Origin of the sequence: Natrialba swarupiae, assembly GCF_008245225.1 — an archaeon.
GTDB classification, from domain to species: Archaea; Halobacteriota; Halobacteria; order Halobacteriales; family Natrialbaceae; genus Natrarchaeobius; species Natrarchaeobius swarupiae.
This window is the reverse complement of the sequence record NZ_VTAW01000011.1, coordinates 15,253-42,055: the sequence shown is the minus strand read 5'-3', so window position 1 is coordinate 42,055 and position 26,803 is coordinate 15,253. Positions and strand designations below refer to the sequence as shown.

The 26,803-nt window shown below is 63.5% G+C and carries 22 protein-coding genes and 1 tRNA gene; 9 read left to right on the top strand and 14 right to left on the bottom strand.

The annotated features are described in order from the left end of the window. Window positions 1–116: 116 nt before the first annotated feature. A complete protein-coding gene (locus FYC77_RS10140) occupies window positions 117–314 on the top strand; it encodes a hypothetical protein (protein ID WP_149081389.1) in 198 nt (65 codons plus the stop codon). A gap of 13 nt (window positions 315–327) precedes the next feature. Here FYC77_RS10140 and FYC77_RS10135 read toward each other — a convergent pair whose 3' ends face one another. Both FYC77_RS10135 and FYC77_RS10130 read right to left on the bottom strand, forming a co-directional pair. After that, window positions 328–888 (bottom strand): peptidylprolyl isomerase, encoded by a 561-nt coding sequence (locus FYC77_RS10135; RefSeq protein ID WP_149081462.1) that lies wholly within the window; start codon window positions 886–888, stop codon window positions 328–330. 315 nt (window positions 889–1,203) lie between these two features. Continuing rightward, window positions 1,204–1,722 (bottom strand): peptidylprolyl isomerase, encoded by a 519-nt coding sequence (locus tag FYC77_RS10130; RefSeq protein WP_149081388.1) that lies wholly within the window; start codon window positions 1,720–1,722, stop codon window positions 1,204–1,206. A 110-nt stretch (window positions 1,723–1,832) separates the two neighbouring features. On the opposite strand from FYC77_RS10130, the gene FYC77_RS10125 reads away from it, so the two are divergent. From FYC77_RS10125 to FYC77_RS10115, 3 genes are all read left to right on the top strand, one after another. After that, entirely contained in the window at window positions 1,833–2,822 is a 990-nt protein-coding gene (locus FYC77_RS10125) for a succinylglutamate desuccinylase/aspartoacylase family protein (protein ID WP_149081387.1), read from the top strand. Window positions 2,823–3,367: 545 nt separating this feature from the next. Then, complete coding sequence (locus FYC77_RS10120; protein WP_149081386.1) at window positions 3,368–5,350, top strand: archaea-specific SMC-related protein; 1,983 nt, start codon at window positions 3,368–3,370, stop codon at window positions 5,348–5,350. 2,500 nt (window positions 5,351–7,850) lie between these two features. Continuing rightward, window positions 7,851–10,925 (top strand): FAD-binding and (Fe-S)-binding domain-containing protein, encoded by a 3,075-nt coding sequence (locus tag FYC77_RS10115; protein WP_149081385.1) that lies wholly within the window; start codon window positions 7,851–7,853, stop codon window positions 10,923–10,925. 9 nt (window positions 10,926–10,934) lie between these two features. Here the strand turns inward: FYC77_RS10115 and FYC77_RS10110 are convergent, their stop codons facing one another. Then, entirely contained in the window at window positions 10,935–11,177 is a 243-nt protein-coding gene (locus FYC77_RS10110) for a hypothetical protein (protein ID WP_149081384.1), read from the bottom strand. 115 nt (window positions 11,178–11,292) lie between these two features. Here FYC77_RS10110 and FYC77_RS10105 point away from each other — a divergent pair, with 115 nt between their 5' ends. Then, a complete protein-coding gene (locus tag FYC77_RS10105; protein WP_149081383.1) occupies window positions 11,293–12,138 on the top strand; it encodes a S24/S26 family peptidase in 846 nt (281 codons plus the stop codon). 273 nt (window positions 12,139–12,411) lie between these two features. Here the strand turns inward: FYC77_RS10105 and FYC77_RS10100 are convergent. The 3 genes from FYC77_RS10100 to FYC77_RS10090 all read right to left on the bottom strand — a co-directional run bounded on the left by FYC77_RS10100 (window position 12,412) and on the right by FYC77_RS10090 (window position 13,972). After that, window positions 12,412–12,495, bottom strand: a tRNA-Leu gene (locus FYC77_RS10100). 93 nt (window positions 12,496–12,588) lie between these two features. After that, window positions 12,589–12,927 (bottom strand): ferredoxin, encoded by a 339-nt coding sequence (locus FYC77_RS10095; protein WP_149081382.1) that lies wholly within the window; start codon window positions 12,925–12,927, stop codon window positions 12,589–12,591. A 91-nt stretch (window positions 12,928–13,018) separates the two neighbouring features. Beyond that, on the bottom strand, window positions 13,019–13,972 hold the full coding sequence (locus tag FYC77_RS10090) for an oxidoreductase (RefSeq protein ID WP_149081381.1): 954 nt from the start codon (window positions 13,970–13,972) through the stop codon (window positions 13,019–13,021). A 370-nt stretch (window positions 13,973–14,342) separates the two neighbouring features. Between FYC77_RS10090 and FYC77_RS10085 the strand changes: the two genes are divergently transcribed. Then, complete coding sequence (locus FYC77_RS10085) at window positions 14,343–14,525, top strand: hypothetical protein (protein ID WP_238386888.1); 183 nt, start codon at window positions 14,343–14,345, stop codon at window positions 14,523–14,525. Window positions 14,526–14,529: 4 nt separating this feature from the next. Continuing rightward, entirely contained in the window at window positions 14,530–14,787 is a 258-nt protein-coding gene (locus FYC77_RS10080) for a DUF7123 family protein (RefSeq protein ID WP_149081379.1), read from the top strand. Window positions 14,788–14,963: 176 nt separating this feature from the next. On the opposite strand, the gene FYC77_RS10075 is transcribed toward FYC77_RS10080, so the two are convergent. The 5 genes from FYC77_RS10075 to nadA all read right to left on the bottom strand — a co-directional run bounded on the left by FYC77_RS10075 (window position 14,964) and on the right by nadA (window position 19,790). After that, window positions 14,964–15,392 carry a hypothetical protein gene (locus FYC77_RS10075; RefSeq protein WP_149081378.1) on the bottom strand — a complete coding sequence of 143 codons (429 nt, stop codon included), beginning with the start codon at window positions 15,390–15,392 and terminating at the stop codon, window positions 14,964–14,966. A gap of 106 nt (window positions 15,393–15,498) precedes the next feature. After that, the gene (locus FYC77_RS10070; RefSeq protein ID WP_149081377.1) at window positions 15,499–16,179 is read right to left on the bottom strand and encodes an RNA 2'-phosphotransferase; all 681 of its coding nucleotides are present in this window, start codon (window positions 16,177–16,179) and stop codon (window positions 15,499–15,501) included. 98 nt (window positions 16,180–16,277) lie between these two features. Continuing rightward, window positions 16,278–17,093: a carboxylating nicotinate-nucleotide diphosphorylase gene (nadC, locus tag FYC77_RS10065; protein WP_149081376.1), complete on the bottom strand. Its 816-nt coding sequence runs from the start codon at window positions 17,091–17,093 to the stop codon at window positions 16,278–16,280. Window positions 17,094–17,096: 3 nt separating this feature from the next. After that, entirely contained in the window at window positions 17,097–18,641 is a 1,545-nt protein-coding gene (locus FYC77_RS10060; protein WP_149081375.1) for an L-aspartate oxidase, read from the bottom strand. A gap of 15 nt (window positions 18,642–18,656) precedes the next feature. After that, entirely contained in the window at window positions 18,657–19,790 is a 1,134-nt protein-coding gene (nadA, locus tag FYC77_RS10055) for a quinolinate synthase NadA (RefSeq protein WP_149081374.1), read from the bottom strand. A gap of 204 nt (window positions 19,791–19,994) precedes the next feature. On the opposite strand from nadA, the gene gfo6 reads away from it, so the two are divergent. Then, window positions 19,995–21,065, top strand: a complete 1,071-nt coding sequence (gfo6, locus tag FYC77_RS10050) for a D-xylose 1-dehydrogenase Gfo6 (RefSeq protein WP_149081373.1) — start codon at window positions 19,995–19,997, stop codon at window positions 21,063–21,065. 165 nt (window positions 21,066–21,230) lie between these two features. Here gfo6 and FYC77_RS10045 read toward each other — a convergent pair whose 3' ends face one another. The 3 genes from FYC77_RS10045 to FYC77_RS10035 form a co-directional block, all read right to left on the bottom strand. Then, a complete protein-coding gene (locus tag FYC77_RS10045; protein ID WP_149081372.1) occupies window positions 21,231–22,454 on the bottom strand; it encodes an ABC transporter permease in 1,224 nt (407 codons plus the stop codon). Next, entirely contained in the window at window positions 22,451–23,221 is a 771-nt protein-coding gene (locus FYC77_RS10040) for an ABC transporter ATP-binding protein (RefSeq protein WP_149081371.1), read from the bottom strand. Before FYC77_RS10040 ends, FYC77_RS10045 begins: the two co-directional genes overlap by 4 nt. A gap of 78 nt (window positions 23,222–23,299) precedes the next feature. Beyond that, complete coding sequence (locus FYC77_RS10035) at window positions 23,300–24,943, bottom strand: amidohydrolase (RefSeq protein WP_149081370.1); 1,644 nt, start codon at window positions 24,941–24,943, stop codon at window positions 23,300–23,302. 514 nt (window positions 24,944–25,457) lie between these two features. On the opposite strand from FYC77_RS10035, the gene hmgA reads away from it, so the two are divergent. Next, entirely contained in the window at window positions 25,458–26,696 is a 1,239-nt protein-coding gene (hmgA, locus tag FYC77_RS10030) for a hydroxymethylglutaryl-CoA reductase (NADPH) (RefSeq protein ID WP_149081369.1), read from the top strand. Window positions 26,697–26,803: the final 107 nt, after the last annotated feature.

The following is a 26,803-nucleotide window of genomic DNA, read 5'->3' as shown; positions in this document are numbered from 1 at the left end:
ACCGATTGGGACGAAAAGAACACCACTCGACTCGTTCTACGACACCCCCAACCGCATCCAACCGATCCGGGCAGGATGTCGATAGGTTGATGTAACGAGCGAATCGACACGTCGGTATGGTCCCCCAGTTCATCCCCGGTGCCCCGGGTGGTCCAGAACTGCTGCTCATCCTCGTGATGCTCGTCTTCTACGTGGCGATCCCGATCGTCGTCATCGTCGCGATCTTCAACTTCCTCGACGGAAAACGCGGCTACGAGCAGCGAATCGAGCAACTCGAGGCACGCGTCGAGCAACTCGAGAACGAGCGACGGTAAGTGCAAGATCCCGTTACTCGGTACGGACGGTGACCGACTCGAGCAGGACATCGTCCGCCGGACGATCGTTCCCGTCGGTCTCGACGGAACCGATCTCGCGGACGACGTCCATCCCGTCGGTAACTTTCCCGAAGACCGCGTGCTGGTCGTCGAGGTGGGGCGTCGCCTCGAGCGTGATGAAAAACTGCGAGCCGTTCGTATCGGGACCCGAGTTCGCCATGCTGAGGATGCCCGCATCGTCGTGGCGCAGGTCGTCGTGGAACTCGTCGTCGAACTGGTAGCCCGGGCCGCCGTGGCCGGTTCCCGTCGGGTCGCCGGTCTGGATCATGAAGCCGTCGATGACGCGATGGAAGAGCACGTCGTCGTACAGCGGTTCGCCCTCGATCACCTCCTCGGACTCCGGATCGACCCAAGCCTGTTCGCCGGTGGCGAGGCCGACGAAGTTGGCGACCGTCCGCGGCGCGCGGCCAGCATAGAGTTCGACCTCGACGTCGCCTTCGCTCGTCTGCAACGTCGCGTCGATCACGTCGACGTCCGCTTGCGAACCGGCGTCAGCGTCGGTGTCCGACTCCAGTCCCTCGTCGGCGTCGGGCTCCGCACGGGAGTCGGAACTCGAGTCTGACACACCGGCATCGGTCCCGTCGTCCGTCGTTGCGCCGTTACCGGTCTCGCCGTCACCCGAACTCGAGCAACCGGCGACGATACTGCCAAATCCTGTGGCGGTGACCGCCATGAGGGTTCGTCGGTGGATGTCGGTGGTGTGACGGGCGGGGAAATAACGGTGCTGATTCGGCGCGGTGACGGGAAGGTGTCGTCCGCGACGGAGACTCGTTCGTGATCGTACCGGAAAACTGGGACAGCGATCGGACTCTCTGCCGGAGCGGTCGCGTTACTCGTAGTCGACGGAAACCGACTCGAGCAGGATGTCCTCTTTCGGTCGGTCGTCACGGTCGGTCGGTGCGTTTCCGATCTCGCGAACGACGTCCATCCCGTCGATGACCTTCCCGAACACCGAGTGGCGGTCGTCGAGGTGGGGCGTCGCCTCGAGCGTGATGAAAAACTGCGAGCCGTTCGTGTCGGGACCCGAGTTCGCCATGCTGAGGATGCCCGCGTCGTCGTGGCGCAGGTCGTCGTGGAACTCGTCGTCGAACTGGTAGCCCGGCCCGCCCCGCCCGGTGCCGGTCGGGTCGCCGCCCTGGATCATGAAGCCGTCGATGATCCGGTGGAACAGCACGTCGTCGTACAGCGGTTCGCCCTCGACCTCTTCGCCCGTCTCGGGGTCGGTCCAGGTCTTGCCGCCGGTGGCGAGGCCGACGAAGTTGTCGACCGTCCGCGGCGCGCGCTCGTCGTAGAGTTCGACCTCGATATCTCCCTCGCTCGTATGCAGGGTCGCAGTAACGTTGCCCATACCTCGGCGACGACGGGCCGCCTCAAAACGGTGGTGGTCTCGAGTCGACGGCGTCGCCGCCACATCGTTCCGGCCGACAGTATATATCACCGGCTGGCAAACGGACACGTATGAACGCCGGATCGCACTCGGTCGAGTCCGTGACGCTCGCCCGGTTGTCGTCGGGAGTCGAACTCACGACGACGATCCATACCTACCGGGGAGCGACTGACGGTCCGACCGTCTACGTCCAGGCCGCCCAGCACGGCCGGGAGGTCAACGGCACCGAGACGCTCAGACGGTTTCACGACCGACTGCCCCTCGAGTCGCTTTCGGGAACCGTCGTCGCGGTCCCGGTGGCGAACCCGTTGACGTTCGACCGCGTCACCTACACGACGCCGGAACCCTTCGATAGCGTCAACCCGAACATGAACCGGGTCTGGCCGGGAGACGACGACGGAACCCTCCACGAGCGAATGGCCGCACGCCTCTGGGAGCTCGCCGTCGATGCAGACGCCATCGTCGACCTCCACACCGGGAGCCCCAATATGTACCCACACGTCGTCTTTCGCCAGGGGGACGAACGCTCGCGTCAGTTGGCGGCGGCGTTCGGCACCGATCTGTTGCTCTCGGAACCGGCCAACGACGACGCGTCCGAGGAGTGGCACAGACGAGAGTTCGACGGGAAGCTCAGAGTTGCCGCAGCCGACGAGGGGATTCCGTCGATCACTCCCGAACTCGCGTACAACAAACAGATCGTCGAGGACGCCGTCGAATTGGGCGTCGAGGGCCTGCTAAACGTCCTTCGGTCACTCGAGATGCTCCCCGGAACGGCGACGAAGCGAGACCAGACGATCGCACGGAACCACCTCGGAAAGCTCAGTGCGGACGAATCCGGCCTGTTTCGTCCGGAGCCCTCGCTGACGGTCGGAACAGCAGTCGACGAGGGAGACCGAGTCGGAACCGTCTACGATCCGACGACGTACGAACCCCTCCACGACGCAGTCGCCGATCGGAGCGGTATTCTCTACGCACTCACCCACGAGGCGACCGTGACGGCGGGAGATCAACTCGCCAGCGTCGCAGTGATTCGAGAGGATTCGTCGAATCGCGGGCGTTGATCCCACGGACGGCATCCCGTACCGCTCGAGGCGGTATCGGTCACCGCCAGTCGATCCGTCTCGGCAACTCGTGGCCGTTGCCGTCCGACTGCCGTGATTTCGTCGGTCCTGGTTCGTTCGCGTTTTCGCCGACAGCAGAGTACTGATACCCCACTTTTGAGGAAACGGCAACCGAGAAACACGATAGGATGTGAGAGATTGGTTAGTCTCGAGCCTGTATAATAAGTAAGATAATATTTAGAGACTATGATAAGATAGATAATATATAAAGAGTGAGTGAACGTGCTATTCGAATTTTGTTTAGATGGGTTATTAGGCCTAAATAACTAAAAACACAACTAAATTAGCGATTTTAACCACATACAATCGGGAAAAACCAGCTGCGATCCGTCAGTTGAGTCAATACGACAGAACAGTATACAAATAATAGAAGTTATATTAAAACGTCAATAGTACCACGTTCCAAATTGCTCGTTATTACTGTCTATCACGGCGTCGACCCAAGCACCAAAGGTTTATCACTCGCGTGGGAAGTTATTCGAACGATGGCTACGCAGCAACCTGTTGCCCGAGAGATACAATTACGGGCCGAGAATATCGGCGGTATCGACGAAACGACAGTCGAACTCGAGTCGGGGGCCACCGTTCTCGCGGGGCGAAACGCGACCAACCGAACGTCGCTTCTGCAGGCGTTTATGGCCGCGCTCGGTGGCGAATACGCCTCGTTGAAGGCAGACACCGACGAGGGGTACGCCGAACTCCAGATCGGCGATGACACCTACCGTCGGACGCTAAAGCGAAGCGGCGGAGCGGTCATCATGGGGGGAGAGCCGTATCTCGACGACGCCGAACTCGCCGATCTCTTTGCGTTCCTACTGGAGTCGAACCCGGCCAGACGAGCGGTGACGACGGGAGACGACCTCCGTGAGATCATCCTTCGACCCGTCGACACCGACGAGATCGAATCCGAGATTACGCGTCTCAGTGCCGAAAAAGAACAGATCTCGGACGAACTCGGTCGTCTCGAGGCGCTCAAGAACGAACTTCCCGGGCTCGAACAACAACGAACCGACGTCCAGAGCCAGATCGAGGAGAAAGAATCGGAGCTCGAACGTGTCAAAGAGGCGATCGAAGAGGCCGAGGCGGACGCCGAAACACGTCGCGACGACCAGGACGAACTCGAGGAGAAACTGAACGAACTTCGGGAGCGCCGATCGTCGCTCGAAGACATCCGATTCGATCTCGATACCGAACGCGAGAGTCTGGCGGCGCTCCGAGAGGAACGCGACGAGTTACAGGAGGAAGCCGAGGACCTCCCGGAGGACGGATCGCTGAATCGAGACGATATCGACGCGGAAATCGACCGACTCCAGCGTCGGTCCCAGTCGATCGACGGCGTCGTCAGCCAACTCCAGAGCATCGTCCAGTTCAACGAGGAGATGCTCGAAGGCTCTCACCCCGAAATTCGAGAACTGCTCGCCGACGGCGACACCGCCGGGGACGGGACGGTCACGGACCAGTTGATCGAAGACGACGAGACGGTCCGCTGTTGGACCTGCGGGAGCGAAGTCCAACGAAGCGAGATCGAAGGGACGATCGATCGACTCCGCTCGCTCCAGGAGACGAAACTGAGCGAGCGCGACGACCTGGAAGAACAGATCAAATCGCTCCGAACCGAACGACGGGAGATCGATCAGACGCGCAAGCGACGTGAGCGCGTCGAGAACCGACTAACCGACGTCGAAAACGAAATCGAGCGCCGCGAGAACCGCCTCGACGACCTCACCGAACGCCAGGAGGAACTCGAGTCGGAGATCGAAACGCTCGAGGCCGAAGCAGCCGAACTCGAGGCCGAAGCCGACGACGAGACGGAAGACGAAAGCGACGAGGACGGTCTCCTCGACCTCAACCGACGCGCGAACGAACTCGAGTTCTCGCTCGGCCGCCTCGAACGCGAACTCGAGACGACGACCGAAGAGATCGACGAGATCGAGTCCGCACTCGGCGAAGAGGAACGACTCACGAGTCGCCGCGAGGAGATCCGTGACGAACTCGAGGAGCTTCGAACCCGGATCGACCGGATCGAACAACAGGCCGTCGAATCGTTCAACGAGCACATGGACGCCGTCCTCGAAGTACTCGAGTACGACAATATCGATCGAATCTGGATCGAACGGGTCGCAGAGACGGTCCGACAGGGACGCCAGAAGTCCGAACAGACGAAGTTCGACCTGCACATCGTCCGAAGCACCGATGACGGTCGAACCTACGAGGACACGATCGACCACCTGAGTGAGAGCGAACGCGAGGTGACGGGATTGATCTTCGCACTCGCAGGCTACCTGGTTCACGAGGTGTACGACGTCGTTCCATTCATGCTATTGGACTCACTCGAGGCGCTCGACTCGAACCGGATCGCGGCCCTCGTCGAGTACTTCGAAGAGTACACGGACTTCCTCGTCGTCGCCCTCCTGCCGGAAGACGCCGAGGCGATCGACGAGAGCCACGAACGTATCACCGAAATATAGTACACCGCCAACCATCGATCGATGAGCGAAATCGACACCCGCCGCGTGATTTCGCCCATCAGTTCAGGCTTGGGACGCTACTAACAACCTCCGAATCTGAAACGACGGTACTCCTGGTATCCGTTTTCCTCGACCGTTCGTCTCCCGGCGATACCAACTGTTCTCTCGAGTGAGAAACTGTTTAGTATAGTAAAACATCCGTTCACTACACGACGACAGTCCGGTGCGACCACCGATCGTGTGGTTCGTCCGTCGATCGCGGGACGTAAACGCTACCGCAGAGTTCGAACACCGGTCCCGATCGGGCGACTCGAGACCGACCCCGAACGGAGTGGGAGCGACGACTCGGCGCAGTCACACGCGCCGGACCGGGAGGCTCGTAACCTCGTACGTTCCACACACGTCACAGCGGATCTGAACTCGACCAGAACGCCGTGTGAACCGGTCAAGAGCTGACCAGTCGCTCTGTGGCGTGCCGGTTGACAGCCGGAGACGGTGCCGAGACGTCGTCAAATCCCCTCGATCGTCAGACCCCTCCGTGGTCGAGTCGAATCCGCTCTCGTCGACGACGTCACCCCACGAGATCGACGAAGGACGGCCCGATCGGGTGTGTAATGACGTGCGATGGCTACTATAGTATTCTCCCAAGTGTTGACTGCAGGGTCGAATTCGGTGGTGTGGTCCGATTCGACCATGCAGCGTAGGCTTGCCAAAACACTATACCAGACTATCGGTTCTCGAGAACAGAGATTCGTCGACACCGAACGATAAATATATTATCGAGATATGTATCATTGTCAGTCGATCATCTACCCATCAAAGACGGTTAATCGACTGTCTTGACATTGTTCGAGATGGTATCGGACCTCACGGATACTAACTAGTTTTAGGATAATACTTTTTCGCATATGTGTTTTCCGATGCGGATTGCTGTCCCGATCTCCCGGCGCACCCGTGACCGCTGGGCAGCTGCGCAACACTGACTGCAGTAACCGGTGCGAAAAATGACCTGCGACCGCAGAACGTTCGACGAGTCGCGTATCGATTAGACACCAACCCGCATCGTTCAACCCCCAAACGAACGCCGAAGCCGCTGACGATACGGAACAACCGCAATCAATAATCAGACATGTGTCTATCCAGAAACGAGTGCGAAATGGCCACTACTGCGGTAACGACTCGAACGAGCATAATCGTTCAATTTAGGGACAAAACTGACGGCGCCGATAGGTGAACTCGCCGACGAACTCGAGCCTGAAAACGACGGTTTCGTCTCACGCGAACTGCCCGCTGCGCCCCGGTCGTCACCGTTTCGATTTACGAACATACACATGTAATCTAGATCGTCCAACACGGCGAGAAGAGGATCGGTCACGAATGCAACGCTGTCGAGGGTTTCCGGCCCTCGAGCGTCGACCGTATTTCCCGCACCGAACGTATCAGACAGCGTACCATATGCCGATCGAGACGATCAGAGACCGGCGACGGAGAGTGACCAGCGGAACAAGTGGCCCCTCGAAAAGATGGTATTCGGTACTCGAGGGACAGTGGTGTTCTGACACGCCCGGGGCGTGTTCGAAACGTACGCAGACCACTCCGTCGTCGTTGGACGGCCAGGGACTGGCAGCGCCCGACACGTCCCCGACGAGAGACGAACGACGATCGTCGCGACGACTCGAACGATGACAGCCCGTCTCAAGGGATTCGACTCGCGGTCGCACGGATACGGTAGCCACCGCACGTCATCACACACCCGATCGTCAGACGGATCGGCGATCGGTGTGTACATTGGTGCAGTTGGTACTATAATAGATCCGATCACGCGGCGGCTCACAGTGATACGGTTTCCTGGCCGTCAGTGCCGGCACAATCGCGACTACTGGGCGGCTGCGCCGGGAGATCGGAGGGAGTATCGTCTCCAACCGGGTGGTTCGTGGTCCTCGACGCAGTCACGTCGCACGGTCCCGTGTTTCGAATCGCTGAACTGCGACGATACTCCCTCCCAGGAAAGGAATCCGTATGAGGAGTGCAGACGGACGAAGGAGTCCGCTCGCTCTCGGTCACCGTCGTCGACCAACGGGATCTCGAGTGATAGTTTCAAAAAAAGTATTATCTTACTATTGTGTTATATATAGAGCCACCAGTTTCATTGACGTATTCGACATTCTTTCGATATCGATCGTAATCTACCGTTTCAATCGGTTTTATGCCCCGCAACCGAGTTGTACAACCACGTAACTCGCAGCTGGCTCATATCCGCGGAAAACTGGTATTTCGGCCTTACAGCACCCATTATCGTCGTTTTGAGAGTTAGACGAATATGTCGATGAGAGATGTTCTGGCTAACGTATCATAAATTGATGGTTCTGGAATACAGTAGCTAATATTATATATAACTATTTTGATTTTTCATTCTGTAATCACGTGGAGAGCGTGAGGTTCTCGAACCCGCACGCACCAAAGCCCGACGCTTTAAGCCGGCGAACGGCAAGATGTAGGTATGTCCCTCGAGCCGAGTGTCGATCCGGCAGCCGACCGACGGGCGAACTACGATTATCGGAGCGACGATGTCGATCGACCGGCGCTGGTCGACGACTTAGAGCGCGTCGTCGGCTGTACGGTCCGTGCAGATTCGTACTCTCGAGAGCTATACGCAACGGACGCGAGCCCCTACGAGGTGACGCCGATCGCGGTCGCGTTCCCGGAGTCGACGGCGGACGTCGCCAGCATCCTCGAGTACTGCGCCGAGCGGACGATCCCAGTCCTCCCCCGGGGTGGCGGGACGAGTCTCGCCGGTCAGACGGTCAACCGTGCGGTCGTCCTCGATTTCACCCGACACATGAACGAGATCCTCGAGGTCGACGCCGACGGTCGGCGTGCGACCGTCCAGCCGGGGACGATCCTCGGGACGCTCAACGAGGCACTCGAACCACACGACCTCAAATTCGCGCCCGACCCGGCCTGGGGTGACAAGAGTGCGATCGGCGGTGCGATCGGCAACAACTCGACCGGTGCGCACTCGCTCAAATACGGGAAAACCGACGCGTACATCGAGTCGTGTGAAGTGGTCCTCGCCGACGGCACCGTCACCGAGTTCGGTGAGGTGAGCCTCGAAGAGATCACGGATCGCGCCGACCCCGACGGCGACCTCGAGGCGCGGATCTACGCCGAAGTCGACCGGATTCTCGAGGAGGACGCCGACCTGATCGAGGATGCGTATCCGGATCTCAAGCGAAACGTCTCGGGATACAACCTGGATCGGCTCGTTGCCGAGTCTCGGGGAGACACGTTGCCGGGCGGCGAAGAGACCGGCGACGCGGGAACGGTCAACCTCGCACGCATGCTCGCGGGCAGCGAGGGAACGCTCGCGATCGTCACCGAGGCGACGGTCTCGCTCGAGCCCGTTCCGGAGACGAAAGCCGTCTCCCTGCTTTGCTATCCGGAGCTCCACGACGCTATGCGCGACGTCGCGCCGGTCCTCGAACACGATCCTTCCGCGGTCGAAGTACTCGACGACGTCCTCATCGATCTGGCGCGAGGCACTGCCGAGTTCGGCCCCGTCACGGAGATCCTCCCGGACGGGACGAACGCCGTCTTGCTCGTGGAGTTCTACGCCGACGACGCGGCCCACGGCCGCGAACAGGTCGCCGGTCTCCTCGCCGATCGCTGTCCCGACGCTGACGCCGAGGGAGAGCCGGCCAACGATGCCCTCGAAACCGACGGCGAAACGCTCGCACTCGCGGCGATCGAGGCCTACGACGACGCGGAGCGAGCGAAACTCTGGAAGCTTCGCAAATCCGGGCTTCCGATCTTGCTCTCGCGGACGACCGACGAGAAACACATCTCGTTCATCGAGGACACCGGCATCCCGCCCGCGCACCTACCGGAGTTCGTCGAGGGGTTCGAGGCGATCCTCGAGGACCACGACACGTACGCCAGCATCTACGCCCACGCGGGTCCGGGAGTGCTCCACGTCCGCCCGCTGGTCAACACGAAGACGGAGATCGGACTCGAGCAGCTGTACGGCATCGCCGACGACGTGACCGACCTCGTCGTCGAACTCGGCGGCTCGGTCTCGGGTGAACACGGCGACGGGCGCGCACGAACCCAGTGGAACCAGAAGCTCTACGGCGACGACCTCTGGGAGACGTTCCAGGATCTCAAGACCGCGTTCGACCCCGACTGGCTGCTGAATCCAGGACAGGTCGTCTTCCGAGCGGACGATCCGACCGACCTTCGGGACCACCTCCGGTTCGATCCCGATTACGCCTTCGAGGCCGGCTTCGAACCGAGCCTCGAGTGGGACAACGACAACGGCTTCCAGGGGATGGTCGAACTCTGTCACGGCTGTGGCGGCTGTCGCGGCGAGCAGTCGACGACCGGCGGCGTGATGTGTCCGACCTACCGCGCGAGCCACGAAGAGATCACGGCGACGCGTGGACGTGCGAACGCGCTCCGTCAGGCCATGAGCGGAGATATCGAGCCCGGTGAAGCGTTTTCCGACGAGTTCGTCGAGGAGGTGATGGGACTCTGTATCGGCTGTAAGGGCTGTGCGATCGACTGCCCGAGCGAGGTCGACATGGCGAAGCTCAAAGCGGAGGTCACCCACGAGTACCACGAGCGAAACGGCGCGACGCTCCGCGACCGGCTCTTTGCCGAGGTCGCCACGCTTTCGGCCTGGGGCTCTCGGCTCGCACCGCTTTCGAACCTCGCATCGAAACTCCCCGGTTCCCGTCGGCTGCTCGAGGCCACCATCGGGATCGACTCGAGTCGCTCGCTCCCGACGTTTCACGCGATGACATTCCGCGACTGGTTCGACCGACGTGGCGGATGTCGCGTCTCGGAGACCGAGGCGGTGCACAAGGCCGTCCTCTACCCCGACACCTACACCAATCACAACCACCCGGAAGCCGGCAAGGCCGCAGTACGAGTGCTGGAGGCCGCCGGCGTTCACGTACGCGTCCCCGACGGCGTCGGCGACACCGGCCGCCCTGCGTTCTCGAAGGGATTCCTCGAGAAGGCTCGCAACACAGCGGTCGAAAACGTCGAGGCGCTCGCGCCGCTTGCCGCCGACGGCTGGGACGTCGTCGTCATCGAGCCCTCCGACGCCGTCATGTTTCAGTCGGACTACCTCGATCTGCTCGCGGACGACGCCGCGGAGATGCTCGCGAGCGCCACCTACGGCGTCTGTGAGTACGTCGACAGCCTCGGACTGGACGAGAACCTCGCGTTCGATTCCGACGTCGCGGGTGAGTCGCTGACCTATCACGGCCACTGCCACCAGAAGGCGACGCGGAAAGACCACCACGCCGTCGGCGTCCTCCGGCGCGCCGGATACGAGGTCGATCCGCTGGATTCGGGCTGTTGTGGAATGGCCGGCAGTTTCGGCTACGAGGCCGAACACGCCTCGATGAGCGACGCAATCGCGTCGATCCTCTACGAACAGGTCGCCGAGAGCGACGGCGACCGGGTCGTCGCCCCCGGCGCGTCCTGTCGGACCCAACTCGAGAATCGCTCCTCGGTGGCGTCGGAGCCGCCGACGCCGATCGAACTGCTCCAGGCGGCCCTCGAGTAGTCGTCGCTCTCAACGAAACAAGGAGAGAACACGGAGCCAGCCCCAGACCGCGAGCAAGATCGCGGTGACGGCGACCAAAAAGTAAAGCGGAACGGCGTCGGCCGTCGGGCCGTGGTCCGGGACGAGATACTCGAGGACGCCGATCCAGTAGAGCAAGAAGACGAGCGTGAGGATCACCACCGATCCGGCGACGATCGAGACCGCGAGCCTGTTCGCGTCGATCCGGGAGTCGGCGTGGTTCAACCGTGCCATCGTCGACCGGGCTAGTCACGGACGGCGTGAAGCGTTTGTACTTGCAGGCTCCGGCCCAATTTTGGGCCTCGGTGGAGACGGAACGTTGAATAACTGCGTAGCAAAAGCAGTGGTAATGAACGGTCCTCGCTCCGAACGATCCGCCGACGAGAGCGACGGCACTCGAGGACGAGCCGACTCGAAGGGGGATCAGACGGCAGGGAGGGGAGCCCGTGACGGCCCGACGTCGAGGAGACGCCGAAAGAGCCGAACCGTCCGAGGGTCGATCCGGCGGGCACTGAGCGCCGACGGCGGTATCGCTCTGCTGGCTCGCGACGCGGTGACGGTGGTCGTGATCGTCTCGATCCTCGGCGGCCTGTTGTTCGCCGTGAGCGGAATCTGGCCGCCGCTGGTCGCCATCGAGAGTCCGAGCATGGAGCCCAACGCGAACGTCGGGGACATGGTCTTTCTGGTCGACGACGACCGGTTCGTGGGTGAGGGTGCGGTCGACGACACCGGGGTCGTCCCGGCCGACCGTGGCGCGGGAACCGACCACGAGACGTTCGGCGAACCCGGCGACGTGATCGTCTTCGAACCCAACGGCGACGCGAGCCAGACCCCGATCATCCACCGGGCTCACTTCTGGGTCGAGGAAGGCGACGACTGGGTCGCGATGGGAGAGTCGGCGTACGCGCCATCGTCGGCGACGGACTGTGAGCGGGTCTCGTCCTGTCCGGCCGCCCACGACGGGTTCATCACGAAAGGCGACAACAACAACAACTACGACCAGTTCAGCCCGGACGGCGTCTCCGACGTCGTCAAACCCGACTGGGTCGTCGGTAAGGGGGCGGTCCGCATTCCGTGGCTCGGCCACGTTCGACTGGCGTTCGAGTCGGCGCTCGCCGTCTCCGGCGCTGCCGTCTCCCTGTCGGCGATCACCGGCGCGGCCGCGTTCGCCAGCACCAGACGTCGAAACGTGTGAGGCCGGTTTCTGTAACGAACGCCGTTCCTCGGGGGCCGGAGACACATTAGGTCGTATCGCGACCAGTTGATTCCGTCTGTCGTGGATTACGCCCAACAGATACTTCACTCGTTCAAATCCAAGAACGGAGTCGCTGCTCACGGGTTGTTCAAGCCAGTATGCGAGGGTTGGGATTTGAACCACGCCCGAGAACCTGCTCGCGTCGCTCGCAGAACCTCGGTCTGATTCAAATCCAAGAACGCAGTCGCTGCTCACGTATTGTTCGCAGCGACATGCGAGGGTTGGGATTTGAACCCAAGGACCCCTACGGGAGCGGGTCTTAAGCCCACCGCCGTTGGCCTGCTTGGCTACCCTCGCACAGAAGGCGTTCGTCTGTTGGCAGTCGGGGTGGATGTGCGTTTCGGTGTGCGCTCGAGCGATTTCGCCGCGGGAACGGATCGAACGGACACCTTACCAATCGAGGCTCAGCGTCCCGTCACCGTAGGGGTCCGGGGCGATCTCCTCGTCCGTTCGGCGGTCGACGACGTGGATACAGCCGTCGTCTTTTTTCGCCGGGCAGACCGCTGCCGCGCGGACGTTGTGCTCGAGATCCTGCTCGCTGAAGAAGTAGGCCGTCGGTTTGGCGAGTCCGGACGCGAGGGACATCTCCCAGTTGTCGCTGACTTCGGCGCACTTGCCCGCACCGAAGCACTTGTTGGCCTCGAAGATGATCTTGTAGGGCTTTTCCTCTACCGGCGGCGCGTCGGAGGAGCCAACGTCGCTCGCACGCTGAATGCCGTCGTCGCTCATGCTCGAGAGTTGGGCCGGTGGACCTTTCGCGTTGCGGTTGGGAAAGTCGGCGAATCGGGTATCAAACCCCCGCGACCGAACGGATGGGGAATTACGTCGACGGTTGCTTTGGCACCGGCAGATCGTACTCGACACCGGTACATTCCCGCGAGAGATCCCACAGCCGCCTAGCAGCCTTGCGGTCGTAGGACCGATCCGAAGACGCCTGTCGCTGTGGAGGGCCGCGCATGTTTAGCAGACCCCCAGGTCCGTAGTATCCGCCACCCTCGACGTCCGGCGACGTCGCGGCGTACAGCGTCGGCAACGCGCCCTTCGACGCAGACTGGGCGAACACGGCGTTCGAAAGTCGGCGAACTGCCGTTCGAAGCCACGCCCCGCGGCCCTCGATGCCGCGAAACTGGAGATTCGTATCCGCGTAGCCGGGGTGGACAGCCGTACTCAGGACGTCAGCGCCTTCAGTTCGAAGCCTGCGCTCGAGTTCGTACGCGAACAGGACGTTGGCGAGTTTCGACTGGGCGTAGGCCGCCCACCTATCGTACCCACGTTCGCCGTGGAGGTCCGAGAAATCGATCTCGCCGCGTTCGTGGAGTCCACTCGAGACGGAGACCACCCGTGCCTTTCGACCGGTATCGCCAGCACGGCGAAGGTTCTCGAGCAACGATCCGGTGAGCGCGAAGTGGCCGAGATGGTTGACGCCGAACTGGGTCTCGAAACCGTCTTCGGTCTCCCGGCGCGGAATCGCCATCGTGCCCGCGTTGTTGATCAACACGTCGACAGGCTCGTCCGCGAGCCGATCAGCGAACGCCCGAATCGACTCGAGGCTGGCGAGATCACACGTCTCGACGCGGACGTCGGCGACAGGGATCTCACTCCTGATGGAGCGGGCCGCCGCGACGCCGCGGCGGTCGTCACGACACGCCATGACGACCGTGGCACCGTTGCGAGTAAGCTCTCGAGTCGTCTCGAGGCCGATACCACTGTTTGCACCGGTTACGACGGCGGTCCGACCGTCCTGGTACGGAATGTGGTCGGCTGTAAATCCCATACCACTCGTCCGGGTTGGCGGGTTAAACGTTCTCGGCCACTCACGAACACCAGAGTGGCGCCCGTGAACCGAGATTTATTCGACCCCGAGGGAGTGAAATACACCTCCAAACAGTGTGTGTGATAACAGAACAATACGGACTCAGGGGCGGTTTTAAAATTTCTAAAAGTATCTCAGGCCGTATCGAATATTCGTGAAACGACGGGAAACGAACAGGCTCCACTGAAAGTCGTGAAAAGATGTGAATCACGGCTAATGATACGTCCTTTATATGGGGTCGGCGGTACAAGCGATGATCGAGGTGAGACACATGCCGTCGACTTCGAACCCTGATCCCCACGTTCACGCTGGCCCCACTGACGCGTCTAGCGTGAGCGAGTCGGTCGTTTCGCCACTCCGAGCGAGCGCCTTCTGGGCGACGATCGCGTTGCCGATCGTCGCACTCGTCTTGCTCGCAACTGGTACCGTCTCGGTTTCACTACTGACCACGGTCAGCTTCCTCACCGCCTACGGTACGTGCGCGGTCGCTGGCCACAACCACTCCCCAAACTAAATCCATGAGCACACGAGCTTCACCCTCCGGACAGTACGGTTCCCCGAAAGCACAGCGACTCGTCTCCTACTTCAGGGACGAACTCGAGGAACGATCCGGCGACCTCTACGTCAAAGGAAAGTTCATCGCCAACGACGTCGACCTCTCACCGAAGGAGATCGGCGCGCTGATGGTCCAGCTTCAGGAATCCGTCGACGATCTCGAGATCGAAAAGTGGTCGTACACGTCCGCGACGACCTGGCGAGTGGCGAAAACGGCGTAACCATGGCGACACATATCACGCAGGAAGAACGGGCTCGCGCCGCGATCGAAGCCGTCGAACAGGTCACCGCGACGCTCGAGGCCGAGGCGAGACGAGCGGATCGCCGATAACCCGGCCAGTACGAGACGCCGGTCTGCCCTCCACCAGCACGACCGTCGGGACGGTTTTTGTCACGATCACACGTCGACGTCCGGCAACAGCCACGCAACGACGACGTAGCAGACCGCGGTAGCGACGAACAGCGTCGAGAGACCGACGACGAGATCGTCGCCCGTCGTCCGCCAGGCGAATGTCACCACGCTCGCCGTCGCGAGTGCGATCCCGGCTGCGAGTCGGTGAGGATCGCTAAACAGCGACCCCTCGAGAGACAACAGATCCCCGAGTCGCTCCTCGAGGAGGCCGACCATCACTGCAGGGACGAACAGAAAGAGTCCGATGGCAGTACCGAGACCGATGATCACGCTCCACACCGGATCACGAAACAACAAGAACGCGGTGAGCCCGTTCCCGAGAAAACCGACGGCTGCACTGAGGAGGCCGAAGTGATTCGGTGACAGAGGCGTCTCCTCGAACAGGTTCGCGTCCGATCCGCGGGACGTGTGCATATACAACGATTGGATATTTTATACTTATACCCTTCGGAGCCCCTACTGCAGCGACCAGGACGGACGTGTCACCGTCTTGTCGGTCACTAACCGGATCTGTCGGCGCTTACTCGTCTGCAGAGCCAGCCACCGAGAGATACGTCGGCGGTACCGCGTCGGTCGTGTACGTCTCCCGGCCGCGTTTCGTGAGCCGGTAGCCGTCGGCGAGCATCCCTGCCGCGTCCACGACGAGAACGACGGGATCGGACGCGTGTCGCCGACCGACGGTTCGAGCCGCCTCCTGACTCCCCGAGAGGTGGACGTGCTGGCGAGACATCGGTCGCAGCCCCTCGGAACGGATCGACTCGAGATTGCCGGGAGCAGTACCGTGGTAGAGTTCGTCGGGAACCGGTGCGTCGGTCGGCTCGAGGGAGACGTCGACGGAGTGGCCGTAGGCCGCGCGAACGCGGTCGTCGTGTTCCGTTTTCCCGTCGGCACCGTCGCCCGTCCGCTCGAATCGTCCCTTCGGATCGGTTTCGACGACTGCCTCGAGGTGACGGTCGCGTGCCCACTCGTATTGCCGTTCGATCGCCGAGACGAGATCGTCGTAGTCGACCCAGCCGCGCTCGTCCAGTTCGAGCCCCGCGTCGTCGGGGAAGTGTCTGAGCAGCCCACTCGTGAACGTCGAGAGTCGTCGACGGCGCTCGCTCGAGAGCAGTCGTGTTCCACGAGCACCACAGATCGGACAACCGTCGCCCTCGGTTTGGAACGGACCGTGTTCCGGACAGATTCGAACGGGTGTCGTCACGGTCGGGATTGCGCGCTCGAGGGGAAAATGTCGGTCGGTCTCGCGCGTCGGCCGGTTCCGTCAATCCACCGGAATCCACTCCGGGACGAGCAGGCGAGTTACTCGCCGGTCCGGAACGACAGGTCCAGCGACGGCGCCGAGTGCGTAAGCGAGCCCATCGAGATCACGTCGACGCCCGTCGCGGCGTAGTCAGGGACGTCGGCGACCGTGATCCCGCCGCTTGCTTCCGTGAGGACGCCATCGGCGTCGGCGAGCGCGTCGGCTGCCGTTTCGGTCTTCGCGGGCGTCATGTTGTCGAGTAAGACAATGTCGGCACCCGCCGCCGCGGCGAGTGGCGCGTCGTCGACCGCCTCGACTTCGACTTCGATCTTGGTCGCGAACGAGACGCGCTCGCGGAACTGCGAGACCGCGTTCTCGAGACCCATCTCGGCGACATGGTTGTCCTTGACCATCACCATGTGCGAGAGGTCGAGACGATGGGTGTCGCCGCCGCCGGCGACGACGGCGCGTTTCTCGAGGCCGCGCAGACCCGGCGTCGTCTTCCGGGTAGCGGCGATCCGGACCTCCTCGGACTCAGTTCGGGCGGCCTCGACGGCCGTACGGGTTCGCGTCGCGACACCGGACGCGTGGCCGGCGAGGTTGACGGCGACGCGTTCGCCCCGCAGCACCTCGCGTGCAGGTCCGTCGACTCGAAGCAGTGCGTCGCCGGAGTCGACGGCTGTTCCGTCTGCGAGTCGATCGACGACCGAGACGCCGAGATAGTCGAAGACGGCCTGTGCGGCGTCGAGACCGGCGGCGACGCCCGATTCCTTGGCGACGAGTCGGCCCTGTGTTTCGCCCGGAACGTGGTTGGTGACGTCGTGGTGGCCGACGTCCTCGCGAAGCCAGCGTTCGACGTCTGCGTCGGTGATCATGGATCAGTCGTCGGCCGGTGGCTCCGCGGTTCGTTCGTCGGCAGCGTCGTCGACGACGTAGTGACACCCCTTCGATTCAGTGTTCTCGCTCGCAGCGCGCGCGATCAGCAAGGCGACGACGCTCGCGTTCCGGAGTTCGTAGAGGTCCCGCGCCGTCCGCGTGCGGATGTAGGCGTCGACCTCACCCTTGAGTCGCCGAAGGACGGCGCTCGCGCGGGCGATCTCGTCGGGGTCGCGCTCGAGGCCGAGGTACTCGTCCATCGTCCGCTTCAGGCGGGTGAACTTTTCGGCAGCGAAGCGCTCGGGGAGGTCGGGGTCACGGTTGAGGAGGTCGGGGGCTTCGACGGCCTCGGGTGTTGCGTCGGCGGTGGCTGCATCTTCACCCGCGCGCAGTCCCCAGACCAGCCCCTCGAGCAGGCTCGTGCTCGCCAGTCGGTTCGCGCCGTGGACGCCGGTGCGGGCACACTCGCCGACGGCGTACAGTCGGTCGAGCGTCGTCCGCCCGCGGTCGTCGACGTCGATGCCGCCACAGAGGAAGTGCTCGCAGGGGGCGACGGGAATCTCGTCGCCGTCGACGCCGCGCTCGCGACACTTCTCGGCAAGGTTGGGGAACTCGGCCTCGAACTCGAGGGGGCTCACGTCGAGGACGACCTCGCCCGTTTCCTCACGCTCGCTCGCGACGGCGCGGGCAACGACGTCGCGGGGCGCGAGTTCGGCGTCTGCGTGGTAGTCGGACATGAATCGCTCGCCCTCTGCATTTCGGAGGATAGCGCCCTCACCGCGCAGGGCCTCAGAGAGCAGGAACGGATCGTCCCCGGCATAGGCTGTCGGGTGGAACTGGACGTACTCGAGGTCCGCAGTTTCCGCACCGGCGAGCGCGGCCATGGCGATCCCGTCGCCGGTGGCGTCGTCGGGGTTGGTCGACCGACCGTAGAGGGCCCCGATACCGCCGGTTGCGAGGACCGTCGTGCCCGCATAGATGGGGTTTCCGTCCGATTTTTCGTCACTAACGATGCCGTGGACCCGTCCCTCGTGAGTGATCAACTCGAGGGCGGCCGTATCTTGGCGCACCTCGATGTTCGCGTGGTCGTCGATGTAGTTCAGGAACGGACGCAGGATGTGAGTGCCCGTGGAGGCGTCGACGTGGAGAATGCGATTCTCGGAGTGGGCGGCTTCGCGAGCGTAGTCGAACTCCCTGCTATCCTCAGCGTCGCCTTCGGTGCCGTCGAACTCGATCTCGAGCGTCTCGAGGAGGACGTCTTCGACGGCGTCGTCGGCGTTGTCGACGAGTACGTCGACCGCATCGGGGTCGGCGGTGCCGTCACTGGCAGCGATGATATCCTCTTTGAGCGACGCGGGATCGTCGCGGGTGGTCGAGATGCCGCCCTGGGCCCAGTCGGTGCTTGCGCCGTCGGGTTTCGTGGCTTTCGTCAGCAACAGGACCTCGCTGCCCTCACGGGCCGCGGCGAGGGCGGCCGCACAGCCGGCGATGCCGCTACCGACGACGAGCACGTCTGCGGTTTCGTGGGTTGTGGATGTCTCACTCATGGTCTGGTATCAGTGTTAGATCTCGAGCATGCGATCGAGCGCCACTTCCGCCAGTTCTTTCTCCTCGGGGGCGACCTCGATCACGTTGCGTTCGCGACCCTCGACGAGTTCCTCTAAGACCCACGTCAGGTAGTTGGGGTCGATCTGGCGCATGGCGTTGCAGTCCATGCAGGCGTCGCCACAGAGCGGGAGCACCTCGACTTCGGGGTGCCACCGTTGCAGGTGGTTCGTGAGATGGATCTCGGTGCCGATCGCCCACTGCTCGCCGGGATCGGCGTTTTCGACGGTCTCGCAGATCGTGGCGGTGGAGCCGACGACGTCGGCGGCCTCGACGACCTCGCGGCGGCACTCGGGGTGGACGACGACGTTCGCGTCCGGGTGTTCCGTGCGGATGTCGTCGATGTGCTCGACGCGGAACCGCTCGTGGACCTGACAGTAGCCGTCCCAGAGGATGATGTCGCTCTCGGCGACCTCGTCGGCGTCCTTGCCCTCGGGGTCCCAGGGGTCCCACTTCGCAATCGCGTCCTCCATGCCCAGCCGGTAGGCGGTGTTCTCTCCGAGGTGTTTGTCGGGGAGGAAGAGGACCTTGTCGCCCTTCTCGAAGGCGTACTCGAAGGCCCTGTGGGCGTTCGAGGAGGTACAGACGAGCCCGCCCTGGCTCGCACAGAAGGCCTTCAGGTCGGCGTAGGAGTTCATGTAGGTGATCGGGATGATCTCTTCGTCGGGCGCAGCGTCAGTGATCTCGGCCCACGCGGCGTCGACCTGCAGCGCTTCAGCCATCCCCGCCATTGGACAGGAGGCCTCCATGCTCGGGAGGATCACCGTCTGGTCGTCGTCGGTGATGATGTCCGCGCTCTCGGCCATGAACGTCACGCCGCCGAAGATCACGTACTCGGCGTCCGCCTCGGCTGCTTCCTTCGAGAGCTGGTAGGAATCCCCGACGAAATCGGCGTGTTCAACGATCTCCCGGCGCTGGTAGTTGTGCCCGAGAATGACGACGTCGTCGCCTAACTCGGAGAGCGCCGCCTCGATGCGCTCTGTTCGCTCGGATTTCTCGAGATCGCGGTATCTCGGCGGTAACTGCTCGAGATTGTCGTATTTGAACAGACTGAGGTCGGTTTCTAGCTCTGCAGTTTCCATCTTGGCCATATCACGTCACCTGTGAGTGATCACAGATCATTGTGCCGTGTTGAATAACTTTTTCCTTCGAATACCGACATCGAGTGGTTTCCAGAGAATTATTCCAGGGATGAATTGTATATTCCTGTCGGTCATCGACCCAGAGTGGTTTCTATTAGTGATAGTCGTCGCGTCGTGGATTGATTCCTTCTCGGTCCAAGTCGTAGACGTGGTATGAACCTCGAGAACGCGTTTGCGAATTTCACGCGCCGGGACTGGGAACGCGAGTCCGTCGACGGAACGGTTCGTCTCGCGATCGTCGGCGTCGGCGGCTTCGCTCGCCAGCGTGCCCTCCCCGGGATCGCCGACGGAGAGTACTGCGAAACGACCGTTTTGGTCACCGGATCACCCGAACGGACGACGACCGCCGCCGAGGAGTTCGACGTTTCACACGTTCTCGACTACGAGGCCTTCCTCGAGGGAGACCACGCCGACGCCTACGACGCGGTGTACGTGGCGACGCCGAACGCGTTCCACGGCCAGTACGCCGTCGCGGCGGCCGAGCACGGAAAACACGTCATCTGTGAGAAACCGCTCGAGACGACCCTCGAACGCGCGAGAGCCGTGGTAGACGCCTGCGAAGACGCCGGCGTGACGCTCATGACAGCCTACCGGCTCCAGACCGAACCGTCGGTTCGCCGAACGCGGGAACTCGTTCACAGCGACGTCGTCGGCGAAGTCGTACAGGTACACGGGAGTTTCTCGAACCCGCTGCTCGAGTACGCGGATGCGGATACCTGGCGACTGGACGCCGATCTCGCCGGCGGCGGCGCGATGGTCGACCTCGGCGTCTACCCGCTGAACACGACCCGCTTTATTCTCGGCTGCGATTCGGAAGGAGTGTACGCCACCACCCACTCGAGTGACGGCGCGTTTGCGGACGTCGACGAGCACGTCGCGTTCCAACTCGAGTTTCCGACCGGCGCGACGGCCTCGTGTACGGCGTCGCTCGACGCCCACGCGGCCAGTCGACTCCAACTCGTGGGAACCGATGGCAGAATTTCGATCGCCTCACCGTTCGGCGGTGTCGTCCCACACGAGATGGTCGTCGAGAGCGGCGATATGCGCATGGAGTATACGGGACCGCCGGTCGACGAAGTCCGCGAGGAGTTCGACTACTTCGGCTACTGCGTCCTCACCGGGACGGAGCCCGAACCCGACGGGATCGACGGGCTGACGGACCTGCGCGTGATCGAAGCGACCTACGAGTCCGCGCGGACGAGCCGACAGATCGATCTCGCGTAAACGGGCGCCGGCCTCGAGCGACGAGTGTGCCGTCGAAGCGTCCGCGCGCCGCTGTTTCCCCGAACACCGCGGCTCGCGGCGACACGAGTCCTCGTCGCACGTCGACCGAATCCGGAGAGACGAGTGTGAGTTCGGCGACGACGCTCGAGCCGGATTCTCCCACGGTCACTCGTGGCGAAGCGCCTCGATCGGATCCACCCGAGCGGCCCGCCAGGCCGGGTACAGCCCGGAGACGACGCCGACGCTCACCCCGACGACGATCGCGATGGCGATCCACTCGAGCGGGTACGCCATCGGCCACTCGAGCAGCGTGACGCCGGCGTACCCGGCGGCGAGTCCGAGCGCGACCCCGACCAGTGCGCCGATCACCCCCAGGATAACCGACTCGACGAGAAACAGTTGCATGACGTCGCGTCGCCTCGCACCGACGGCTTTCATAATGCCGATCTCGCGGGTGCGCTCGGTGACGCTCACGATCATGATGTTCGCGATCCCGATCGAGCCGACGACGAGTGCGATTCCGGCGACCGCACCGATAAACAGCGTCAGCTGGTCGACGATGTCGGAGAACTGCTCGATCGCGTCCTCGACGGTCTGGACTTCGATCTCGTCGCCGTCCTGTTTGAGTTCGGCCGCGTGCGACTCGTCCTCGACGTACTCGGTGACGTCCTCCTGGACCGGATCGACCGCGTCGAGGTCCTCCGCGCCGACCTGGAGGAACGGGTACGCCCGCTCTTCGTCGCCGTCCGGCGTCCCGATCGTCGTCGTGTAGTACGGCTCCGCGGGCACGTAGACGGTTGGCGGCGTCTGGTCGCCGAGTTCGGACTCGACGACGCCAGCGACGGTGACCGTTTCCGTCTCGCCGTCCTCGAACGTAAGCGTCAGCTCGTCGCCCGCCGAGAGATTCGCTTCAAACGCCTGGCTCGCCTGTTCGTTGACGACCGCTTCGTCCGGCCCGTCGAACGTCTCGCCGTCGACGAACGTAGAGAACTCGAAGGCGTCCGCTGTCGTCGCCTGAACGTCGATCACACCCGTCACCTGTTCGTCGTCGGTTCCGGCCTGGACGACGTCGAGTCCGCCTTCGGGGGCGACGAACTCGACGCCATCGAGCTCCTCGAGTTCCGCAATATCGCTTTCGGTGTAGATCGGCGAATCGACCGTCATGATGCCGAAACCGTCCTCCGGAACGGTCTGGGTCTGGACCATCATCACCGGCTCCTGATCCGCTTCGATATCGCCGATGATGCTCGCGGTAAACCCCGACCCCAACACCATGAACGTGATGACGGCGGCGACGCCGATGATCACACCCAGCGTCGTCAGCGTCGACCGGAGCTTGTGCGAACCGATCGACCGCCAGCCGATTCGGATGCTCTCGAGAAAGTTCATACGTCGCCGGTCACCTCCTCGAGCGCGCCCGTCACCCGATCACCCACTGCGACGTCGCGACGCTCGCCGAGGTGTTCGACGTCCTCGATTCGTCCGTCGAGTAAGTGGACGACGTGATCGGCGTACTCGGCGACCTCGCGCTCGTGGGTGACCAACAGGATCGTCGTCCCCTCGTCGTTCAGTTCGACGAAGAGATCCATGATCTCGGCTTCCGTCTCCGAGTCGAGGTTCCCAGTCGGCTCGTCGGCCAGCACGAGCGACGGCTCGTTCGCGAGCGCGCGAGCGATCGCCACTCGCTGGCGCTGGCCGCCCGACAGCTCGGTCGGTTTGTGCTCGAGTCTGTCGCCGAGGCCGACGCGCTCGAGCAGCGCTCGCGCCCGCTCGCGGCGATCGGCGTCGACCGGATCGTGAAAGACCATCGGCAGCGTGACGTTCTCCGCGGCGGTCAGCCGAGCCATCAGGTCGAACGTCTGGAAGACGAAGCCGATCTCCGTCCCCCGGAGGTGGGCCCGGTCGTCGTCCGACAGCTCCCCCACCGACTGGCCGGCGATCGCGACTCGCCCGTCGTCCGGCGTATCCAGACAGCCTACCAGATTCATCAGCGTCGACTTCCCGGAGCCGCTCGGACCCATGACCGCAGTGAACGAGCCCTCAGCCAGTGACAACGAGACGCCGTCGACCGCGTGGACCGGCTCAGCGAGGTGGTAGGTTCGACGCACGTCCTCGGCGACGACCGCCGTCGCGGCCGAATCCGATTCGTATCCCATCTCTGGGGCCCGGTACAACGAACCCACAGATAATGTTTGAGAGGTTACAAAACTCGTGTATATCAACGAAGACGACAGCTACCCGTCACGTTCGTCGAAGACGACGTCACCGTCGACGGCCGTCGTCACCACCTCGATCTCGTCGATCCGCTCCGGTCGATCCCACGGCGACTCCTCGAGCACGACGAAATCCCCCCGGTTGCCGACCGCGAGCGTCCCGAACCGGTCCTCGTCGAATCCGGCGTACGCTCCCCCGCGGGTGTACGCCCGCAACGCCTCCGTCACGGAGAGACGCTGGGCTTCGGTCGGCGCGTTCACCGCGTGGTGGACGCCGAACAGGGGATCGAGCGGCATACAATCCGAGCCGAACGCGAGCGGGACGCCGGCCTCGAGCACCCGTCGGAGCCGGTTCGTCCGCCGTCGCCGTCGTTTCCCGATTCGACGGTCGTAGAGGCCGCCGTCGTCGGCCCACCGGTGGAAGTTCGGCTGCATCGAGGCGACGATTCCCGCCTCGGCCATCCGCTCGAGGTGGTCGTCGGTCGCGAGTTCGAGGTGTTCGATCCGGTGGCGTGCGCCCGCGGGGTCGTCGGTTCGCTCGAGCGCCGACAGCGTCTCCTCGACGGCTTCGTCGCCGATGGCGTGGACCGACAGCTGATAGCCGGCGCCGTCGGCGTGCTCGACGAGTGCGGCGAGATCCGTGGGGTCGACCATCCACTGGCCGGTCGCATACCCCCGGTCGCCCGCGGTTTCCTCACCAGCGCGGTCGTCGTCTGGTCCGTCGCCGTCCGGTGCCACGTCGAGGTCCGCATACGGCACCCGAAGTTTGGCGGTCCGACTCCCGATGCTCCCGTCGGAGAAGCTCTTGATCGCGCCGGTCTCCACGAGGGCGTCGCCATCGTTGGTCCCGAGGCCGACGTCGACGAGCGACTCGAGGTGGTCGCTCCAGTAGTCGATACGCACGCGCAAGGGGAGCGCCCCGTCGGCGGCCATCTCGCGGTAGACCTGCGGCGCCGTCGACCCGCGAATCTTGTCGTGGACGCACGTGACGCCGCGTTCGACCGCGTGGGCCGTCGCCGCCTCGAGCACCTCACACATTGTCGCGCGGTCGGCGGTGATCTCCCGCCGAACCGCTGCGGCCGCATCCTCGACGGCGACCCCCGTCGGCTGACCAGCCTCGCACTCGAGGTCGTCGTCGGGCATCTCCTCGGCCAGATACTCGATGGCGACCGAGTTCAACGAGGCGGTGTGGAGGTCGACGCGGAGCGCGGCGACGGGACGGTCCTCGCTGACGGCGTCGAGTTGCTCGCGGGTCAGCCGACCCGCCGCGGGATCGTCCCACTCGCTCTCGTCGTAGCCGAAGCCGAGGATCCACTCGCGGCCGTCGTTGCTGTCACCTTCGTCGCCGTCGTCGGTTCGCTCGGCCTCCGCGGCGAGCAACTCGAGACAGTCGTCGGCGCTGTCGGCACTCGAGAGGTCCGCGTGAACCAGGTGCTGGCCGAGTTGCTCGAGGTGGGTGTGGGCGTCGACGAACCCGGGGAGGACGACCCGGCCGCCGCAGTCGATCACGTCGGTCTCGACGCCCTCGAGGAACTCGATCTCGTAGGTGTTCCCGAGGCGGACGATCTCGCCGTCGCGGACGGCCATGGCCTCGCAAACGTCGTCGGGGTTCGCCAGGGAGTGTATCTCCGCGTTCGTCACCAGCAGATCCGCGGCCGCAGTCATGACAGAACGCGCGACGGCGAGGCGGAAAACGGTTGTGGAGACGCGACACCAGTGAAGTACCGCGGGGGCAAGCCCCGCGGCTTCACCGTTTTGACCGCACGTCTCAAAACGGGCCGTGCTGTCGCAGGCGAATTTAATTCCCCTCGTCCTCCCCGCGATGGGTCGGTTGGAATTAACACCCGAACGCCCGGCGCGTCCGTGAGGGTCGACGGCTCCACCCCGCCCGACAACACCCGTCTCACCGCCATAGCGGGTTTTGAGAGGTGTCGCATTCCTCGCAACTGCCAGCAGTTGCTTCGGATTGAGGTCTTCAATCCCCGTCGCAACTGTATCCTTCAGTACGGTTGGATGAGTAGTAAAGCTTACGCGATTCACCCTCGGGGTCAATCCCCGAGGCACTCTCGCTGTCTCTCTGTAGACTAGACAGCGTCGAGCGCTCCGATACGCGAACTTGCGGGCGGGACGACAGTGAGAATCAGCAATACTTAGGACGGACCACCGTCTCGAGTGAGCCATGACCGATCCGGACTCCCTCGCCGACCGGGTACGCGACGGCGAGTTGCGAATCCACGAACTCGAGGAACACGCCGACCACGACGTCGCGGCCGCGGCCCGCCGGCGACTCGTCGAGCGCGAGACGGGTGCCGATCTCGAGACGGTCGGCGAGTACGGCTTTCCCGCCGAACGTGCAGAGCCGAACGTCGAGAACATGATCGGGGCGGCCCAGGTGCCGATGGGCGTCGCCGGCCCGGTTCCCGTCCACGGCGGCGCGGCCGACGGCGAGCACTACCTCCCGCTGGCGACCACGGAGGGAGCGCTGCTCGCCTCGGTCAATCGCGGCCTCTCGGTGATCCGCTCGGCGGGCGGAGCGGACGCCCGCGTGACGAAACACGGGATGACCCGCGCCCCCGTGTTTCGGGTCGCGGGCGTCGCGGAGGCCGCCGAAACCGTCGAGTGGGTCGAGGGCAACCTCGAGGCGCTACGCGAGGCCGCCGAGTCGACGACGAGCCACGGCGAGTTGCTCGGCGTCGAACCGTACGTCGTCGGCGACTCGGTCTACCTGCGATTCGCCTACGACACGAAAGACGCGATGGGGATGAACATGGCCACCATCGCGACGGGCGAGGCCTGCGAGGTCGTCGAACGCGAGACGCCGGCCGATCTCGTCGCCCTCTCCGGGAACCTCTGTTCGGACAAGAAACCAGCCGCGATCAACGCCGTCGAGGGCCGCGGGCGGTCCGTCACGGCCGACGTGGTGATCCCCGGCGAGATCGTCGAGGACCGCCTCCACACGACCGCCGAGGCGATTGCGGAGGCGAACACCCGCAAGAACCTGATCGGGAGCGCCAAGGCGGGCAGTCTGGGCTTCAACGCCCACGCCGCGAACGTCGTCGCCGCGGCCTTCCTCGCGACCGGCCAAGACGAGGCACAGGTCGTCGAGGGCGCGAACGCGATCACGACTATGGACACTCGAGCGCCCGCAGACGGCGACGAGAACGCGCCCGCTGACCTCTACGCCAGCGTCTCACTGGCCTCCCTCGAGGTCGGGACCGTCGGCGGCGGGACGAAGCTCCCGACCCAGTCCGAAGCGCTCGAGATCCTCGGCGTGCGGGGCGGGGGCGAACCGGCCGGCTCGAACGCCGACGCACTCGCCGAGATCATCGCGGTGGGGGCACTCGCCGGCGAACTCTCCTTGCTCGCGGCGCTGGCTTCCAGACACCTCGCGAGCGCACACGAAGACCTCGGCCGGTAGACTGCACGCGCCGCCGTGACCTCGTGGTCTCGAATCAGCGGAAACTCTTCCTCTGCAACCGGGAAACGGACTGGCTTTGAAATCGGGACCCGGCCCGAACGTGAGGA

Coding starts and splice junctions, on each gene's coding strand:
- nadC (WP_149081376.1), bottom strand. CDS start 17,093: ATGATCACCGACGCAGACGTCGAACGCTGGCTTCGCGAGGACGTCGGC.
- FYC77_RS10045 (WP_149081372.1), bottom strand. CDS start 22,454: ATGAACTTTCTCGAGAGCATCCGAATCGGCTGGCGGTCGATCGGTTCG.
- FYC77_RS10075 (WP_149081378.1), bottom strand. CDS start 15,392: ATGCACACGTCCCGCGGATCGGACGCGAACCTGTTCGAGGAGACGCCT.
- FYC77_RS10035 (WP_149081370.1), bottom strand. CDS start 24,943: ATGACTGCGGCCGCGGATCTGCTGGTGACGAACGCGGAGATACACTCC.
- gfo6 (WP_149081373.1), top strand. CDS start 19,995: ATGAACCTCGAGAACGCGTTTGCGAATTTCACGCGCCGGGACTGGGAA.
- FYC77_RS10115 (WP_149081385.1), top strand. CDS start 7,851: ATGTCCCTCGAGCCGAGTGTCGATCCGGCAGCCGACCGACGGGCGAAC.
- nadA (WP_149081374.1), bottom strand. CDS start 19,790: ATGGCCAAGATGGAAACTGCAGAGCTAGAAACCGACCTCAGTCTGTTC.
- hmgA (WP_149081369.1), top strand. CDS start 25,458: ATGACCGATCCGGACTCCCTCGCCGACCGGGTACGCGACGGCGAGTTG.
- FYC77_RS10120 (WP_149081386.1), top strand. CDS start 3,368: ATGGCTACGCAGCAACCTGTTGCCCGAGAGATACAATTACGGGCCGAG.
- FYC77_RS10080 (WP_149081379.1), top strand. CDS start 14,530: ATGAGCACACGAGCTTCACCCTCCGGACAGTACGGTTCCCCGAAAGCA.
- FYC77_RS10130 (WP_149081388.1), bottom strand. CDS start 1,722: ATGGGCAACGTTACTGCGACCCTGCATACGAGCGAGGGAGATATCGAG.
- FYC77_RS10095 (WP_149081382.1), bottom strand. CDS start 12,927: ATGAGCGACGACGGCATTCAGCGTGCGAGCGACGTTGGCTCCTCCGAC.
- FYC77_RS10110 (WP_149081384.1), bottom strand. CDS start 11,177: ATGGCACGGTTGAACCACGCCGACTCCCGGATCGACGCGAACAGGCTC.
- FYC77_RS10140 (WP_149081389.1), top strand. CDS start 117: ATGGTCCCCCAGTTCATCCCCGGTGCCCCGGGTGGTCCAGAACTGCTG.
- FYC77_RS10105 (WP_149081383.1), top strand. CDS start 11,293: ATGAACGGTCCTCGCTCCGAACGATCCGCCGACGAGAGCGACGGCACT.
- FYC77_RS10090 (WP_149081381.1), bottom strand. CDS start 13,972: ATGGGATTTACAGCCGACCACATTCCGTACCAGGACGGTCGGACCGCC.
- FYC77_RS10125 (WP_149081387.1), top strand. CDS start 1,833: ATGAACGCCGGATCGCACTCGGTCGAGTCCGTGACGCTCGCCCGGTTG.
- FYC77_RS10040 (WP_149081371.1), bottom strand. CDS start 23,221: ATGGGATACGAATCGGATTCGGCCGCGACGGCGGTCGTCGCCGAGGAC.
- FYC77_RS10060 (WP_149081375.1), bottom strand. CDS start 18,641: ATGAGTGAGACATCCACAACCCACGAAACCGCAGACGTGCTCGTCGTC.